At 53.2% G+C, this 16,414-nt stretch carries 19 protein-coding genes and 1 riboswitch; of the genes, 7 read left to right on the top strand and 12 right to left on the bottom strand.

Translation table 11 applies throughout. From position 1 onward, the window contains the following. Positions 1-30 precede the first annotated feature (30 nt). The 7 genes from dapB to MKO97_RS15180 form a co-directional block, all read right to left on the bottom strand. Positions 31-729 (bottom strand): 4-hydroxy-tetrahydrodipicolinate reductase, encoded by a 699-nt coding sequence (gene dapB, locus MKO97_RS13835; RefSeq protein ID WP_241103799.1) that lies wholly within the window; start codon positions 727-729, stop codon positions 31-33. After that, positions 729-1,301 (bottom strand): DUF5683 domain-containing protein, encoded by a 573-nt coding sequence (locus tag MKO97_RS13830; RefSeq protein WP_241103798.1) that lies wholly within the window; start codon positions 1,299-1,301, stop codon positions 729-731. Before MKO97_RS13830 ends, dapB begins: the two co-directional genes overlap by 1 nt. After that, positions 1,301-2,197 (bottom strand): ParB/RepB/Spo0J family partition protein, encoded by an 897-nt coding sequence (locus MKO97_RS13825; RefSeq protein ID WP_241103797.1) that lies wholly within the window; start codon positions 2,195-2,197, stop codon positions 1,301-1,303. Before MKO97_RS13825 ends, MKO97_RS13830 begins: the two co-directional genes overlap by 1 nt. Beyond that, complete coding sequence (locus tag MKO97_RS13820; protein ID WP_241103796.1) at positions 2,194-2,970, bottom strand: ParA family protein; 777 nt, start codon at positions 2,968-2,970, stop codon at positions 2,194-2,196. The genes MKO97_RS13825 and MKO97_RS13820 overlap by 4 nt, the downstream gene beginning before the upstream one ends. Positions 2,971-3,465: 495 nt before the next feature. Further along, positions 3,466-4,344, bottom strand: a complete 879-nt coding sequence (locus MKO97_RS13815) for an SDR family oxidoreductase (RefSeq protein WP_241103795.1) — start codon at positions 4,342-4,344, stop codon at positions 3,466-3,468. 51 nt (positions 4,345-4,395) lie between these two features. Continuing rightward, positions 4,396-4,911 carry an SDR family oxidoreductase gene (locus tag MKO97_RS13810; protein ID WP_256463645.1) on the bottom strand — a complete coding sequence of 172 codons (516 nt, stop codon included), beginning with the start codon at positions 4,909-4,911 and terminating at the stop codon, positions 4,396-4,398. Then, positions 4,793-5,098, bottom strand: a complete 306-nt coding sequence (locus tag MKO97_RS15180) for an SDR family NAD(P)-dependent oxidoreductase (RefSeq protein ID WP_371820403.1) — start codon at positions 5,096-5,098, stop codon at positions 4,793-4,795. The genes MKO97_RS13810 and MKO97_RS15180 overlap by 119 nt, the downstream gene beginning before the upstream one ends. A 71-nt stretch (positions 5,099-5,169) precedes the next feature. Between MKO97_RS15180 and MKO97_RS13805 the strand changes: the two genes are divergently transcribed. Further along, a complete protein-coding gene (locus MKO97_RS13805; RefSeq protein ID WP_241103794.1) occupies positions 5,170-5,736 on the top strand; it encodes a pseudouridine synthase in 567 nt (188 codons plus the stop codon). Here the strand turns inward: MKO97_RS13805 and MKO97_RS13800 are convergent. From MKO97_RS13800 to MKO97_RS13785, 4 genes are read right to left on the bottom strand one after another with little or no spacing between them, the layout of a single operon-like run. Continuing rightward, on the bottom strand, positions 5,733-6,230 hold the full coding sequence (locus MKO97_RS13800) for a hypothetical protein (RefSeq protein WP_241103793.1): 498 nt from the start codon (positions 6,228-6,230) through the stop codon (positions 5,733-5,735). The genes MKO97_RS13805 and MKO97_RS13800 overlap by 4 nt on opposite strands. A gap of 40 nt (positions 6,231-6,270) precedes the next feature. Then, positions 6,271-7,053, bottom strand: a complete 783-nt coding sequence (locus MKO97_RS13795) for an ABC transporter ATP-binding protein (RefSeq protein ID WP_241103792.1) — start codon at positions 7,051-7,053, stop codon at positions 6,271-6,273. Next, positions 7,050-8,081, bottom strand: a complete 1,032-nt coding sequence (locus tag MKO97_RS13790; protein ID WP_241103791.1) for an iron ABC transporter permease — start codon at positions 8,079-8,081, stop codon at positions 7,050-7,052. Before MKO97_RS13790 ends, MKO97_RS13795 begins: the two co-directional genes overlap by 4 nt. Before the next feature lie 37 nt (positions 8,082-8,118). Continuing rightward, a complete protein-coding gene (locus MKO97_RS13785) occupies positions 8,119-9,246 on the bottom strand; it encodes an ABC transporter substrate-binding protein (protein WP_241103790.1) in 1,128 nt (375 codons plus the stop codon). Positions 9,247-9,279: 33 nt separating this feature from the next. Further along, positions 9,280-9,465, top strand: a riboswitch (cobalamin riboswitch). A 27-nt stretch (positions 9,466-9,492) separates the two neighbouring features. Between MKO97_RS13785 and MKO97_RS13780 the strand changes: the two genes are divergently transcribed. Together MKO97_RS13780 and MKO97_RS13775 are read left to right on the top strand one after the other, a co-directional pair. Next, positions 9,493-11,304 (top strand): TonB-dependent siderophore receptor, encoded by a 1,812-nt coding sequence (locus MKO97_RS13780; protein WP_241103789.1) that lies wholly within the window; start codon positions 9,493-9,495, stop codon positions 11,302-11,304. A 1-nt stretch (position 11,305) separates the two neighbouring features. After that, positions 11,306-12,343 (top strand): YncE family protein, encoded by a 1,038-nt coding sequence (locus MKO97_RS13775; protein ID WP_241103788.1) that lies wholly within the window; start codon positions 11,306-11,308, stop codon positions 12,341-12,343. A 477-nt stretch (positions 12,344-12,820) separates the two neighbouring features. Here MKO97_RS13775 and MKO97_RS13770 read toward each other — a convergent pair whose 3' ends face one another. Further along, entirely contained in the window at positions 12,821-14,260 is a 1,440-nt protein-coding gene (locus MKO97_RS13770) for a S41 family peptidase (RefSeq protein WP_241103787.1), read from the bottom strand. Between the two features lie 110 nt (positions 14,261-14,370). Here MKO97_RS13770 and MKO97_RS13765 point away from each other — a divergent pair, with 110 nt between their 5' ends. Genes MKO97_RS13765 through MKO97_RS13750 form a run of 4 tightly spaced genes read left to right on the top strand, consistent with a single transcriptional unit; the run spans position 14,371 to position 16,406 of the window. Then, positions 14,371-14,880 (top strand): RNA polymerase sigma factor, encoded by a 510-nt coding sequence (locus tag MKO97_RS13765; protein ID WP_241103786.1) that lies wholly within the window; start codon positions 14,371-14,373, stop codon positions 14,878-14,880. Next, entirely contained in the window at positions 14,867-15,322 is a 456-nt protein-coding gene (locus tag MKO97_RS13760; RefSeq protein ID WP_241103785.1) for a hypothetical protein, read from the top strand. Before MKO97_RS13765 ends, MKO97_RS13760 begins: the two co-directional genes overlap by 14 nt. A 12-nt stretch (positions 15,323-15,334) precedes the next feature. Continuing rightward, positions 15,335-15,856, top strand: coding sequence for a DUF4252 domain-containing protein (locus MKO97_RS13755; RefSeq protein ID WP_241103784.1), 522 nt, complete (start codon positions 15,335-15,337; stop codon positions 15,854-15,856). A 4-nt stretch (positions 15,857-15,860) separates the two neighbouring features. After that, on the top strand, positions 15,861-16,406 hold the full coding sequence (locus MKO97_RS13750) for a DUF4252 domain-containing protein (protein WP_241103783.1): 546 nt from the start codon (positions 15,861-15,863) through the stop codon (positions 16,404-16,406). Positions 16,407-16,414: the final 8 nt, after the last annotated feature.

Here is a 16,414-nt window from a genome sequence, read left to right as displayed (position 1 = left end):
TCGTTCTAAGTCTTTTGGTATGTGGTTACGTTACAAAGCAAGCACGTCTTTCATGGTGAAAACGCCCTTGCGACCGGCGAGCCATTCGGCAGCGACTACCGCGCCAAAGGCAAAACCCTCCCGGTTGTGGGCAATATGGGTAATTTCGATGGTATCAACCGCAGAATGATACGATATGGTATGGGTGCCCGGAACCGCATCGATGCGTTTGGCGTCGATCGGGATTTCTCCCGGTTGCGGATTTTCCAATGTCCAACCGGTATAGTCGCTGTTTTCGATAATGCCGTTGGCCAGTGAAATCGCTGTTCCGCTCGGAGCATCCAACTTTTGCGTGTGGTGTATTTCCTCCATCCGCACCGAATACTGGCTGAATTTAGCCATCATGCGGGCAAGATGGGCGTTCAATTCAAAAAACAGGTTGACACCGAGACTGAAATTGGAGCCATACAGGAAGGCACCGTTTCGGTCGTTACACAATGCCACCATGCGGTCGTACTCGGCAAGCCATCCGGTGGTGCCACAGACCACGGGTATACCGGTTTCCAGGCAGGTCGTAATATTTGCCACCGCGGCATCCGGCACGCTGAATTCAATCGCCACATCGGCCGATGCGAGTCCGTCATACGAATTCGACCGTGTCTTCCGCAACACAATCTCGTGTCCGCGTTCCACCGCCATCCGTTCGATGATCGTTCCCATTTTACCGTAGCCTAGCAATGCAATTTTCATCAGAATCGGTATTGGATCTGGACGCCCAGGTTCTGGCGACCGTCTATTTCATTCGGGAAAAGGTCGGGTTTGACCGTAAGGTTGTCGTCAACATTGAACTGTTTCAGGTGCGCATCAACGTTGGCATCGACGATGTTCAGCACATACAGTCCGACCGTAATCAACAAAGAAAGGTCGCGGTTCCGCTGGAACTGCCGTTGCGCATTAATAAGCGTCTGGTCGCTGTATTGTCCGGCGAATTCGTCCTCAAGTCCCGCCAGCCGCTGCTTGTACGCGTTGCGGTAACGGTGATACGATTCGTTGTTTTTATTGTAGATGATGATGCCTGTTGCCAACGCGCCATATACAATCGGGATCTTCCAGTACTTTTTGTTGTAGGCCTGTCCGAGACCCGGCAAAATCGCCGAATAGAAGGCCGCCTTTGTAGGGGCAAGCGGGTTCACGGATGACGTTTTGACGGTGTCACCCACCACTAAAGGCATCGATTCGGCAGGCTTTTGTTTGGGTGCCTGCGCGATTGCATTCCCGAAGAGGAATAAGACAAAAAAGAGTATGAGGCAACGCCGGATCACTACGCGTTCAGTAATTGCAGGATACGGTTGAAATCCTCTTGCGACTGGAACGGAATCGTAATCTTCCCTTTGCCGTTCGCCGCTACTTTCACGTCGACTTTCGCGCCAAAGAAGGCCGCGATCCGTTTTTGGCCGTCTTCCGACACGCCATTCGCTTCTTTCCCTTTAGCAGCAACCTTCGGTTTCAGTCCTTCCTGGTACGTTTTGACCAGCGCTTCCGTATCGCGTACCGAGAGGTTCTGGCTGACGATCTTCTGGTAGATAGCCGTCTGCGCGTCATGATCCTCAATATTGATAATAGCGCGACCATGGCCCATCGTGATAAACCCATCGCGGATACCCGTTTGGATGACCGGATCGAGTTTCAACAGGCGCAGGTAGTTCGCGATGGTCGAGCGTTTCTTCCCCACACGGTCGCTCATCTGCTCCTGTGTAAGCTGGATTTCGTCGATAAGACGTTGATACGACAACGCGATCTCAATCGGATCGAGGTCGTGTCGCTGGATGTTTTCCACCAGCGCCATCACCAGCGATTCGTTGTCGTCGGCAATCCGGATATAGGCCGGAATGGTTTTGAGTCCGGCTATTTTCGAGGCACGCAAACGGCGCTCACCCGAAATAAGCTGGTATTTGTTGAAGTCGACCTTACGAACCGTAATCGGTTGTATCACACCCAATTCCCGGATCGAAGTCGCCAGTTCGTTCAGTGATTCCTCATTGAAATTGCTACGCGGCTGGAACGGGTTGATTTCAATCGCGTCGAGTTCCAGTTCGATGATATTGCCCACGACCTTATCGGCCCCTTTGTCGGAAGCGGACCGGATGTCATTCTCTGGGTCTTTCAAAAGCGCTGATAATCCCCGTCCGAGCGCTTGTTTCTTCACGGCTTTTGTCATACGGTCGCCTGGCTGTTTTTCTTGATGATTTCCTGCGCGAGACTCAGGTAGTTGCTGGCACCCTTGCTCGTAGCGTCGAAATTGATGATGCTCTCGCCATAGCTGGGCGCTTCGCTCAACTTCACATTCCGCTGGATGATAGTGTTGAAAACCATGTCGTTAAAGTGTTTCTGCACCTCTTCCACGACCTGGTTCGATAACCGCAGGCGCGAATCGTACATCGTCAACAACAGGCCTTCGATGTCCAGCTCCGGGTTATGGATTTTCTGCACACTTTTGATGGTATTGAGCAACTTGCCCAGTCCTTCAAGGGCGAAATACTCGCATTGTATCGGTATCACGACCGAGTCAGCGGCCGTGAGCGCATTCAGGGTCAGCAGACCCAGTGAAGGGGCGCAGTCAATCAGGATATAATCGTACTGTTCGCGCACCTCTTTCAGTGCCTCTTTCAGCATATATTCGCGGTTTTCCTTGTCAACGAGTTCGATCTCGATCGCCACCAGGTCGATGTGCGCCGGAATGATGTCGACATTCGGGGAAGACGTCTGCAAAACAGCCGCTTCCGCCTTGATACTGTGCTCAATAAGCTGATAGGTGCCCGACTCGACTCCCTCGATGTCGATACCCAATCCCGAACTCGCGTTCGCCTGCGGATCGGCATCGATCAACAGTACTTTCTTTTCCAATACGCCGAGTGAGGCCGCTAGATTGACGGACGTGGTGGTTTTTCCGACACCGCCTTTCTGGTTGGCGATGGCTATGATTTTACCCATGGATGTCTCCTGAAATTTGAGCGGTAAAAATACAACTTATTATGGGGATTTCAAGTTGAAAACGCGCGTTCCGACCGATTTATTTTCCTTTTATCAGAAGCATTTTCCCGCTGTCCACTGCAAGTCCGTTCGCGCCACGGCGGCGTTGCACCGGCTTGCAGGCGCTTCCGTTGGTCGCACTGCCGCACGGGCATCGCCAGCCGTGCCACTTTACGTCCTTTCCGCTTCCATCGGGGCTAGGGTTTGGAGTAAGTGGGCAGAGGGCAGTCGCAGTAGGCAGTATTATTCATAGTTGAAATAGATATAGTAGTAGTCTTCGTCAAAGAGCATTTCTATTTGAATCGATCAGCACCGGTAGCTACTAACACTGCCCACTGCCTACTGCGACTGCCAACTGCGACTGCCCACTGCCCACTGCGACTGCCCACTGCCTACTGAGACTGCCAACTGCCCACTGCGACTGCCCACTGCCTACTGAGACTGCCCACTCCAAACCTAACCCTTCCGGCTTCTAATCATCATCTCCAGCATATCCCACATCTCCTCCGGCACGGCCTCGAGCAGGTTGAACTGCCCGGCGCCTTTCAGCCATTCGCCGCCGTCAAGCGTCACGACTTCGCCGTTTACATAGGCCGAGAAGTCCGACACGAGATAGGCCGCGAGGTTCGCCAGTTCCTGGTGGTCGCCCACCCGTTTCAGAGGCACTTTCTTCGCCAGGTCGAATTTTTCCTTCAGGTCGCCCGGCAATAGTCGGTCCCAGGCGCCTTTGGTCGGGAAGGGGCCCGGCGCGATCGCATTGCTGCGGATACCGTATTTTGCCCATTCCACCGCCAGGCTGCGCGTCATCGCCAGTACACCCGCTTTCGCAGTCGCCGACGGCACCACATAGGCGGATCCGGTCCAGGCATAGGTGGTTACGATATTCAGGATGACGGTGTTTTGTTGTTTGGTATCAATCCAGTGTTTGCCAAAGGCAAGCGTACAGTTTTTGGATCCCTTCAAGACGATGTCGATGATCGTATCAAACGCGTTGGCCGACAGCCGTTCCGTTGGCGAAATGAAGTTACCCGCGGCGTTGTTCAGCAATACATCGACCTTGCCAAACGCCGTCAACACCGCCTGCAGCATCGCTTCGACCTGGTCGTAGTGGCGTACATCACAGGCCACCGGGAGGCATTTACCCCCGGTTTCCGCTTCGAGTTCCGCGGCTGTAGTAGTTAATTTTTCCAGGTCCCGCGACGTAATCGCCACTTTGGCACCCAATTCAAGGAAATAGCGCGTCATCGATTTCCCAAGGCCGCTTCCGCCGCCCGTCACCACGATCACTTTGTCTTGTAGCGCCCCATCGCGGAGCATCTTAGCTGAATAATCCATCCTTTATCTTGTTTCTGTTTTTTTCCTCTCTCCTCTCACTTCTCCCCATCTTCACCACGGATTCGTCGCCCACACCGCCGCCTCCGGAATGAACCCCACATCCGGCATCGACAGCATCGAGGCGATTAAATGTGCAATCTCCGTGGCATGCAGTTTCTTCCCGTTGTCCTGTTGGTCAAAGCCTACTTTTGGTCCGAATTGCGTCAATACCTCACTCGGATTGACCTGCATGACGCGAACGTTGTGGGGCCGGAGTTCCGCCCGCCAGCATTCCGTGAGTCCGGAAACGGCGAATTTACTCGCGACATAGGCAGAGCCTTTCGCAAATCCGGCGCGTGCTGCCGTCGACCCGATGTTGATGATATTCCCCGATTGTTGCGCCGTGAAATGCGCCGCCGCTTTTTGTCCGGCCAGGAAGAGTCCCAGTACATTCGTGCGCCAAATGCGTTCAAAATCCGCTGGGTCGGTGTCCGCCAGTGCGGCGAAATAGCCCACGCCGGCATTGTTGATCAAAACATCCAGCCCACCGAGTGTGGCCACGGTTTTTCTCAAACAACCGCTCCACATCCGCGGCGTCGGAAATATCGCACGTAAAACCTGTTATACCCAGTTCGGCTGCCGCCTTTGCTACCCGTTCCGCGTTTTGTCCGCAGAACACGACCTGCGCGCCTTTAGAGGTTAACAAACGGGCCGTTTCAAAACCGATTCCGGTCGTACCGCCGGTAATCAGTACTTTTGCATCTTGTAGTTCCATATCGGTAAAGATAGTGGAAAGCGGTCACGCCTGAAAGCAGCGACCGTTACCCATACAGACACGAACCAAACATGCACCATCATTATCTCCTGTATAAACCCTATGGATACCTGAGCCAGTTCGTTTACGAGTTAAAACGAAACAAGAAACTGTTGGGTGAACTACACGACTTCGCGCCGGGTACCATGGCCATCGGCCGACTCGACGAAGATTCGGAAGGACTCCTGCTGCTCACCACCGACGGGAAGATGAGCGAATGGGTCCGGGGACGGAAAGTCGAAAAAGAGTACTACGTGCAGGTCGACGGCCTCATCACACCTGAAGCGGTTGCCGAAATGGCCGCGGGCGTGCTGATCGGCACCAAAAAAGGTAAATATAAAACAAAGCCCTGCGAGGCAGCCCTGTTGCCATTTGTTCCAAACTTACCCGAACGCGGCCGCCGGATCCGCGATGATCGGCACGGACCGACGAGTTGGGTATCGGTTACCATTCGCGAAGGCAAGTTCCGACAGGTGCGCAAGATGACCTCGGCGGTGGGTTTCCCCACGCTGCGACTGGTGCGCGTCCGTATCGGACAACTGCAGCTAGGGAACTTGCAGCCCGGGCAGGTACAAGAGGTGTCGGAACTTGAGGTCTAAGGGCGTTGCAAAGCGTCGTAAAGCGAGCGGAGCAGTGCGTTTGCCGTCCGTTCAAGAGAGGGTTTGACGTCGCGGAAATCCTCTTTTAGGCGACCATCCGAAAGAAAGTAATCAGACAACTGCATCTGCACCGGACGTCCTTTTCCATAGATGTCGCTCACCGAAAAGGTAACCCTACATGTTTCATCCGTAAACCGAATGGTCATTACATAGTCAATCCGAAAGGCATATTCCTCGCCCCGATCGCGGTAGAAAAAGGCATTGTCGCGTCGGGCTTCAACCCGCAATGATTGGTCCGATTCGCGCACCACATCGTGTCCTTTTCGGTTTTCTTTTGCGGCCCATCGCGTAATCCGGTCCGCCCGGTCGAGCATATCCCGCGCAGGAACTGTAAACGTAACAGGTGCAAACCCGGTGGGTGTCAGTTCGAATGGAGGTTGGGCCCACGCTACGCCAGCGTAGAGAAAAAGGCCGATAAGCAACAGTTGTTTCATCGCACTTTTTCTTTAAATGTACGGTTTTCCCAAGTGTCTGTCAAGGCGTGCGTGGCTCAAATCGCAGTCGGTCCGTGTCAAAACGAAGTCCGGACGACGCGAATAGCGCATCGAGTACGCCATTTTGTAGTATATCTTCTTTTGATGACAGCGTCAGTCCATCGGAGGTCATGACCAGGAACGCATCGCATACGGTCAGCGCCTGTTCGATGTCGTGCGTCGAAAAGATCACGGTTCTCCCGGCAACAGTCACCAACTTACGCAACAACTGCAGCAGCGCGAGTTTATGGGGCAGGTCTAAGTGGGTGGTCGGCTCATCCAGGAAGATAAGGGGCGTTTGCTGTGCGATGGCCCTGGCGATCAATACCTTCTGTAACTGTCCGTCACTGATCTCGTAATGTCGTTTTGAGGCAAGGCCTGCTGCACCGGTGAGTGCCAACGCGTCCTCCGTCGCGGCGATGTCCGATTTTGACAGCTTTCCCAACCAATTAGTGTAGGGCTGTCGTCCTAAGGCCACCAACTCAAATACGGTCAGGTCGCTGGGTGGCAGCCGTTCGGTCAATACCACCGCTCGGTAACAGGCAAGTTCGGACGCCGTCATTTTGGTCAGTTCACGGCCGTCGAGTTCCAATCGTCCGCGTAACGGGAGTTGGAGACCTGCCAGGGTCCGCAACAACGTCGATTTACCCGCGCCATTACTGCCGATAAGTCCTACCAACGTACCGCGTTCTATTTCGAAATGGAGGTCTTCCGCAACGGTTGTACCTCCCCCTTTTCCGGGATAACCAATTGCCAGGTCGTCGGCTTTCAATAAGGCTTTCATGAGGCCCATTTCCGTTTGTTCAACAATAACCAAATCACCATCGGTGCGCCCAACAACGAGGTCACGGCATTTATCGGCAATTGTATTTCGAGGCCGGGAAACTGGCAAAGGGCGTCGCATACCAACATAATCGCGCCACCTAACAACAGGGTTGCAAAAAACAATACCGAATGTCGGCTGGTGCGAAACAGCAAGCGGGCAATATGGGGCACCGCCAGGCCGACAAACGCAATGGGGCCGGCGAAGGCCGTAATCACGCCCGCCAAAATTCCGACGGAAAGAAGCACCCAAATGCGCGTACGGGCCATCGGGATTCCGAGTGTCTGTGCGTAGTGTTCCCCCAGCAAAAGGGCATCCAGCGCCTTGATGCAAAACGCGGCCAGCGCCAGCCCAATGCCGGTGCCGATCGCGACAATCGTGACCGCTTCCCACGATAGGTTCCCGAGGCTGCCCAATGACCAAAAGGTAAAGCGTTGCAACTGTTCGGCCGTTGAGAGATAACTGAGTATGCCGGTAATCGCCGATGTAAAACTTCCGAACATCAGCCCCACAATGAGTATCGACATGGTATCGCGAAGGCGTCGCGCCACGGTCAGGACAGCAAAAAGCACCACCACACTGCCGATACAGGAAGCCGCTGCAATGCCATACGGAGATGCGAGGGCCATGGCGAGGGAACCCGGCAGGAAGGCCGAACCCATCACGACAAACGCTACGGCAAGGCTTGAACCTGAACTGAGTCCCAACACATAAGGTCCCGCCAACGGGTTCCGGAAAAACGTCTGCATCATAAGTCCGCTTACCGACAGCGCCATGCCCGCCATAACCGCCGTTAGCGCTTTGGGCAGTCGGAAGTCCCATACAATATACGTCCAACTGGCTTTCGTTGCTTCCCCGCCGAACAGCGTCCGCACGACATCGGGAAGGGGTATACGCACCGATCCATAGCACAAATCCCATAGAAAAAACACCGCCATCCCTATCGAAAGCAGGGTGAAAAGCAGGGTATGGCGACGGTGTTGCGTCATGGATGCAAGGTACTAGGATTTTGGTTCACGTCGGTCATCAGCGAAGTCGGTCGAAGAAAACCGGCTCGTGGTTCGGCAGCAATTCCGGATGCAGGATCGATACGAGGTCGCGCAGCACCAGATCTGGTCGATTGGGCGCCAATTCGTAATATAGCAATCCGCCGGTCTTCCCTTTACGCGAACTGAACGAGAAAATAGTCTTTTGTTGGTAGCTGCGGAATTCACGGTAATGGCTGCTCGCGGCATTGAGGTCGGCCAGCGAGGCAAACTGCCCGGGGCCGATCCAGAAGTCGGCGTTTTGTCCGCGTTCGAAGACTTGTTCAAACGGCAATTGCAGGCTTCCCGTGCCTGTGGTGTCGTTCCAAAGATAGTCGCCGCCGGCATCTGCTATGAACAAGGCGCCCCAACTGCCTCCCTGTGGTAAGTTCCAGACATCCTGGTACATCGCTCCTACCAAAACGGTCGGGTGTTTGGGCGTCTTCCGGGCCAGTGCGCGGATTTTTCGGTAATCGTCCCGTATCTGTTGGAAGAGTGCATTGGCCTGGGCTTCCTTCCCAAACAACACTCCAAAAAACTTGATCCATTCCGCACGTCCCAACGGCGTTTTTTCGTTCCAGTCGCCATTGAGCATCACGGGAATACCCGCCCGCATGAGGTTGTCATACGCCGGATTGTGGTCGTCTATGCCGTTTCCAATCACCACATCCGGATGCAAGTCCAATACGGCTTCGGTATCAAGGTCGCGGTTGCCGCCGAGTTCCTTCACATGCCCTGCGTCGATCCGGGCCCTCGTCCGTTCCGACGAAATGAAACGGGTGTTGGGAAAGCCGGTCAGCGTCTTTTCCACCCCCAACATCTCCAACGACGGAATATGCGTGGTCGATGTCACCACAATCGATCGCACTGGCACCTCGACGGACGGGTAGGAGCGAAGACTGTCGGGCACTTTTGCATTCCGTTTCCGGAGCACGTAGGTGTACGAGTGTTTCGCGTCGGGCCAGGGTTCCAGTACTTTAACGACAGTATAGCCGTCATATTCGTAAAGTGCCAGTCCCGACGCGGCTTCTATGTGATTGCTATATGGGGGTGTTGCCGCCGGTCGCTCGTTTTTCCCGCATCCGATCAGCAGGAAAGTCGCGATTACGGCCCATCTCAAATTTTGCATGGGGCAAATATACGCCTGTTCGTTTTTAATTATACCTTTGCCGCCGGATAGGGTTGTGCGTTCGTCGCCGACCACATTAAAAGGGAACCGGGTGTGAATCCCGGGCTGTTCCCGCAACTGTAAGCTAAAAAGCCTGTCACAATCCGCAGCCACTGTGAAAACGGGAAGGCATGTGACGGGACGCAAGCCAGGAGACCTGCCCCATCCGTAACACAAAGAGACCTTCGGGAAGAAAGGTCGGGTGGTATGAATACAGGAAAACTCATTTTTATAGCGCTACTGGCGACGTTATCGTCGTTTGCCCAAGACACCATCCGTCAGTTGGATGAGGTGCGTGTGGCCGACGTGCAATGGCGTGTCTTCAGCCGATCGCGTACCTTGAAGGTCGTGCCTGACTCGTTGTTGTGGCACCAGAATTCCCTGAAAACCCTACTCAGCCGAACCACGGCGCTCTACTTCCGCGAGAATGGCGCCGGGATGGTAGCATCGGTCTCGTTCCGCGGCACCACGGCCTCGCAAACCGCCGTCGTCTGGAACGGTATTGCCATTAATTCACTGCTAAACGGCCAAACGGATTTCAATACGATACTCACAGAAGGCTTCGGCCAGGTGGTCGTTCGGCCGGGTGGCGGTGGAGTAGGATACGGAAGCGGTGCTATCGGTGGAACGGTCCACCTCGACAATGTTTTTCGATACGGGCGGGAGTTCCAGCATTCGCTCTACAGTCGGTATGGGAGTTTCGATACGTATGGCGTGGCCTACCACGTCCGCGGCGGGTCCGGACGGTGGTCGGTCGACGCGACCCTTAGCCGAAACGAATCGCAGAACGATTATGCTATTCCCGGCGGACGTAACCGAAACGGACATTATTACAATATGGGATCGAATGTGGCTATCGGCTACCGACCCAACACAGCCAATGAATTCCGGTTGTACCAACAGGTGTATGACGGGCACCGGCATTTTTCATTGTTAAATCCATCGGACACCCCCACGCAATACCTCGACTTCAATTCGCGCCACATGCTCGAGTGGCTGTCGGCGCATGGTCGTTTCGTTGGAAAGGCAAAAGTCGCGTATGTCACCGAGCGGTACCGGTATTTTGAGGATGTGGAAGTCCCGTCGTATCGGCAGGGACGTTCCCGGACGTTGCTCGTTCGGTACGACGGCACGTATAGTTTCGGAAACGGTCTCAAATTGAACGGTATTGCCGATGTATCGGAAAGCGAAGCCAATGGCGATGATATCCGACGGGCTGACCGCCGAACCGGAACCACGGCAATTTCCCTTAGGCACGAAATCACGCCTCAGTTTACATACGAAGCCGGCATCCGAAAAGACGCTGTGTCGGGATACGCGAGTCCGTTGTTGTTTTCCGCAGGCGTCGCCTTCCAGCCTAATAAAGTCTTCCGCTGGACGGCCAACCTGTCGCGTAATTTCAGGGCACCTACGTTCAATGACCTTTACTGGCAGGGCGCCGGAAACGAATCGCTACGCCCCGAGGTGGCGGTGCAGGGGGAAGTGGGCCAGGAGGTCACCACCCGTTTAGGGCGCTTTGGTGTGACGCTTTTTGATGGACGTATTCGCGATATGATCCGCTGGGTTCCTGTAAGCGGCGGTGTCTTCCGTCCGGAGAACGTCGATCGGGTGCATTTCCGTGGGATTGAAACGCAGTACCATTTCGAAAAGCAGTCGGCCCGTTGGATGACGAGGCTCGATGCGTCCTATGCCTATACCCAATCGCGAAACGTCCAAACCGGAAATCAATTGATGTACGTGCCCTATCACAATGCGATGGCAGCCGTCAGTGTACGGTACCGCCACGCGACGCTCCGGTTCGAACAGCGCTATACGGGCTCCGTCTACCTCCAATCCGATAATGACCCCACCCGCAAGCTGCCCGATTATGCGTTGTCAAATGCCGTCCTTGAGTATGCCTCCGGCGCGATTACCGCGGGTTGCCGGATCGACAATATTGGAAATCTCTCCTACCAGGCGATGGAGGGCCGCTATATGCCTTTACGCCATTATACTTTTTACATAACCCTAATACTATAATATGAAGCGTATTTCCCTGTTCGTAATGGCCTCCCTGGCCTTTTTAAGTGTTTCCTGTTCGGATGACAGTGCGTCGTCGAACCCAAGCGGCGACTATGATGACGGCGTACTCGTACTCAATGAAGGAAATGCCGTTAGTGGCTCGGTCACCTATCTCAGCGAGGATGGCACGACCGTGGAACAGGGCATTTTCGCCGCGGTCAACCCGACGGAAACCCTTGGCGGCTATCTCCAATCGGTGTTTTTTGACGGCAACAGGGCGTATATCATCTCCAACGGATCCAACAAAATCACGGTCGTGAACCGCTACACCTTCGCTTACATCGGTACCATCGAAGGCGGTCTTTCGGTTCCGCGATACGGCGTAGCGGATGGGGGCAAAGCCTACGTAACGAACCTGGGAAGTTTTACCGATGAGACCGACGATTTCGTGGCGGTCATCAACCTCGACACCCAAACCATCGAAACGACGTGGCCGATTGGTAACCTGGCCGATCACATCGAGAAGGTCGGACAGAAGCTCTTTATTGCGAACGGTAGTTTTGGAGCCGGACATTCGGTTACCGTACTCAATGCCACCACAGGCGCATCGCTCGGCGTGATCGAAACGGAGCTGTCACCGAATTCCATGGCGTACTACAACGGAAAACTCTATGTGCTTTGCGGTGCTTTCGCTACGGATGGCATCCTCCATACGATTGATCCCGTCTCCCTCGACGTAACCGAAAGCAAGCCCCTGACCGGATACGCCGATCCGCAATACCTGGCCGTCGAGGAAGGGGATGTTTACTTTTGCTCGGGCACGTCGTTCTGCCGCATACGACGTACACCACAGCCGCCTCTACCCGAGATAGAGTCGTTCGCAACCGAAGCGATGACGCTCTATGGATTTACGGTGCATGACGGAAAAGCGTATGTGGCCGATGCGCGCGACTTCGCCTCGAATGGCATCATTTCAATATACGATGTCGGAAACGGATCAGTTATCGCCAACGCCCCGGCCGGAATCGCACCCAACGGGTTTTACTTCAACGACTAAACCAGAAAGGCTGTCTCAAAAAGACAGCTTTTTTTTGATGATCTAAAAAGTTGCGATGCTACCTCTGATAGCTGTTTAGTAAAAGTAGGCAGGGGCCCAATCGCGGAATCGCTGCGGAATGCGCCTTGTATCCAGCCATGTTACACCATCCTGATCGCACGCTTATATCGAACTGGCGTTACCCTTTGGTATTTTAAGGACGGGTCACAGGATTTATTTAGTAACCTGTATAGCTATTTTAGGACGCGACATAAAGCGTATATGCAGCGTATATATGTCGTATATATGTCGTATATATGTCGTGTTTATGTCGTGTATATAGCGTGTATCTAGCGTATATGGTAACGAATTACATTCCCGACGACCCCTTAGTGCAACCATTTATCGTATCGAACTCATACGCTAAGTGTCTGTTCGCTGACCATGCCGAAATAAAAAAGGGGCTGTTTTCGCATTGAAGACAGCCCCTTTTCTTTTTTATCTACGCCCGAGTGAGGTAGGGGTCTCAATATACATATCCGTACCGAAGCGCCGCATCGAGCGCGTATCCCGGAACGGATGCGTCACAACGGCCGGTGTCGGAACCGGTCGACGACCACCTCCGGCGATCAGCGTCAGTGCGGTGTTGAGGTAGGGTTCGGTGGTTTCGCCAAGTGTACCCAGATTGTCGAAATCTTCGAGTTGCGCGATCGTAGGCGTAATGCCATCCTGGTAATCGCCGAAATCATCGGCGTTGATCATCTTGATGACGATCGGCTGCATGGCGTATTTATGCTTGGTAGAACGACCGTCACGACCGAAATCGGGCGAATCGTAAAGGGTGACCGAACCGACGTTTTTCCCCACCGTTACGTCACCGATTTGTACAACCGTGATATAGGGTTTTAGTCCGTTGATGACCAATTCACTGGCTGACGCGGTACTTTTGGTCGTAAGGATGTATACCTTGTTTAAATTCAGGCTGTTGATGCCCGAGCTGCCAATCGAATTGACGAAATTCACTGCCAGGTCAGATGGATTGTTTTCCTCAAAGTAGGCCTGCAAATCAGGGTTCCATTGCTGTTTCGAGAAGAGTTCACCATTGAATTGGCCGGTAATCATGCTCGCCAGTCGCGATGCCGTGCGAACCGAACCACCCGAGTTGTACCGAAGGTCGAGCACCAGATGCGTGACACCCGCCGCCTTGAACTCGCCGAACGCGTCGTTCAGTTGTGGGTCGAAATCAGCGGTAAAGCCATTATACATGAGGTAGCCGATTTTATTGCCCCCCTGTTCGATGACTTTTTTGATATACACCGGATTTTCCGTGAGTTGCGCTTTCGTAAGGGTGATGCTTCTCCCGTTAGGGGTGAGGTTTCCACCGTCAAAATCCGCCAGATTGAGGGTGTAGGTGTCCTGTGCCAGTAATTGCTGGTAATTACTTACGGTGAGGGGCGTACCGTCTATTGCATAGAAAATATCGCCACGACGGATGTCTTTTGTAGCGGCGTCCGAACCGGGAAGTATATACCGCACCCATCCGAACACATCGGTCGTGCTGCCGGGTCGGTATTTCAGTCCGAAGTCGACGCCATTGCTTTTGGAAACGCCCGCAAAAAGGTTTTCCACCTGGCTGTAATCGCTGACCATAAAACTGAAGCGGTCGATTGACTCGTTGACGCGCAGATGGTCGAACAGGTCGAACGGATCGGGATAGCCCCGCAAGAAGGCTTCGAGATCTTTCTGTGAAGCAAAACGGTCATCGGCCAGGTCGGGCACGTCTTCCTTCCATAGATAATAGGTGTTAAGGCCTTTCCAGATAAAGTTCTGTACTTCAAGTCCGGCGCTTACCGACAGTTTGTCGTCCTGGTCTTCGCAACTCTGGAAGAAGCCCGCGGCAAGCAGGAAAAGTCCCAGAAATCCAATTGTTTTTTTCATAGCAGGCATTTTGTCTAAAACGTAAATTTAAGAACTTTCGCCTTACCGGATTTTTTCTTGTAACAAAAAAAAACGTGTCTCGTCTTGACTTAGAACACACGATAAAACAGATGGATCAAACGGAATTCATGAAAACGGTGACGCCCTTCCGGGCTAAGCTCTACAGGGTAGCCCTCCGGCTGCTGGTGAGCAGCGACGAAGCGGAAGATGCCGTTCAGGAGGTGATGCTTCGCCTCTGGTCACGCCGGGAGACGCTTTCGTCGTATAATAGTGTGGAAGCCCTTGCGATGACGATGACGAAGAATTTTTGTCTGGATCAACTGAAGTCGAAAAGGGCGGGCAACCTTCGGATCGTCCACAGCAATTATACGGACGCCGACCCGGGCCTGCAACGTCGGATTGAAGACCGCGATACGATGCGGCTCGTCGAGAAGGCGATGGAGGAACTCCCGCAACAACAGAAACTCATCGTGCAGTTGCGCGACATCGAGCAGTGTGAATACGATGAGATCGCCCAAATAATGGATATGAACGAAACGGCCGTACGGGTCGCATTATCCAGGGCACGGAAAACATTACGAGAATCGATCATTAAACTACATCGCTATGGAATTGGATAACATCCGGCTGCTGCTGGACCGCTATTTTGAAGGGGAAACGACGCTTGACGAAGAAAACATACTGGCCGCCTATTTTGCGTCTGACGATGTGGCCGCCGATTTAGTACCCTATCGTCCGCTCTTCGGATTTTTCGCCGAAGCACGGGAGTTGGAACCCCAAACGGAAGTATCGCTTCCCGTAAAGAGAAACCGCATGCGCTGGATTCCGGCTGCGGCCTCGGTGGTGCTGTTGCTCGGTGCCGGTACCTTCGCCTACCTCCACTTTAACACGGCACCTGCCAGCCAGGGTCAGGACCTCGGTACCTACGACAATCCTGAAATAGCCTACCAGGAAACCCAAAAGGCCCTGAAAATGCTTTCCCACCACGTGAATTCCGGTGTGAAAGGAATGGCCTACATTGAAACATACGAACAATCAAAAAACGTCATATTTAAAAAGTAAAAATCAGCAATCATGAAAAAAGTATTCTTAACTTTAGTACTGGCCTTACTGCCAACCCTTTTCTTCGGACAGGATGTATTCAATAAGTTCGACGGACCCGAAGAAATCACTACGGTCATCGTAAACAAAAAAATGTTCTCGATGATGGGTAAGGTCGATAGCAAAGACAAAGACGCGAAGCAATTCCTGAAACTGGTCGAGAAACTGGATAACCTTCGGGTGTTTACGACCGCCAACTCGAAGTATGCCGCGGATATGAAAGCAACGGCTGAAAAGTATATCAAGACAGCCAAACTGGAAGAGTTGATGCGTATAAACGATAAAGGACAAAGCATCCGTATCATGGTGAAATCCGGGAGTACCGACAACATCGTAAAGGAACTGTTGATGTTCATCCAGGGAACGGGTAAAGGCAACGAAACCGTATTGCTTTCCCTGACCGGTAACTTCGACCTCGACGATCTGTCAGCCCTCACCGACCGTATGGATCTGCCAGGCGGCGACAACCTTAAAAAAGCATCGAAAGCACGTTAACAACATGAAAAACTTCCGCTACCTCCTCCTACTGGCCTTTGCGTTTGGCCTCGCTTCCTGCGAATCAGGACCCTCCCTTGAGAAGTACTACGTCAAGAAGTCGGAGAACCCGGATTTCCTTACCGTCGACATCGCCTCGTCGATCATCAAGGCCAATCCTAAGAACATTACGGCGGAGCAGGCGGGCGCCCTCGAGCGTATCGAAAAACTCAATGTGTTGATGTTCAAACGTAATCCAAAAAATCTAGCGGATTACAAAGCCGAGAAAGACAGCGTCAACACTATCCTGAAAGCGGGGAAATACGATCCTCTGATGAAAATCGGATCGGGTAAAAACGGTGCTTCGATCTACATGAAAGGCAAAGAGGAAAAGACGGATGAATTTGTTGTCAATGCCTACTCAGAAGAAAACGGTTTTGCCGTCATCCGGTTACTCGGCGACGAAATGACGATGAACGATATCATGGCCGTGATGTCGCTTCTGAAGCAGTCCGACTTCGATGTAGAAGAGCTCAAACCGCTGCAGGAAATGTTGAAAAGCCAACAGTAGTCATCTCT

The sequence above is a fragment of the Flavobacterium sp. HJ-32-4 genome (genome assembly GCF_022532105.1).
GTDB lineage: Bacteria > Bacteroidota > Bacteroidia > Flavobacteriales > Flavobacteriaceae > Flavobacterium.
The sequence above is the reverse complement of the archived record's forward strand: the minus strand, read 5'-3'. Positions and strand labels throughout refer to the sequence as shown.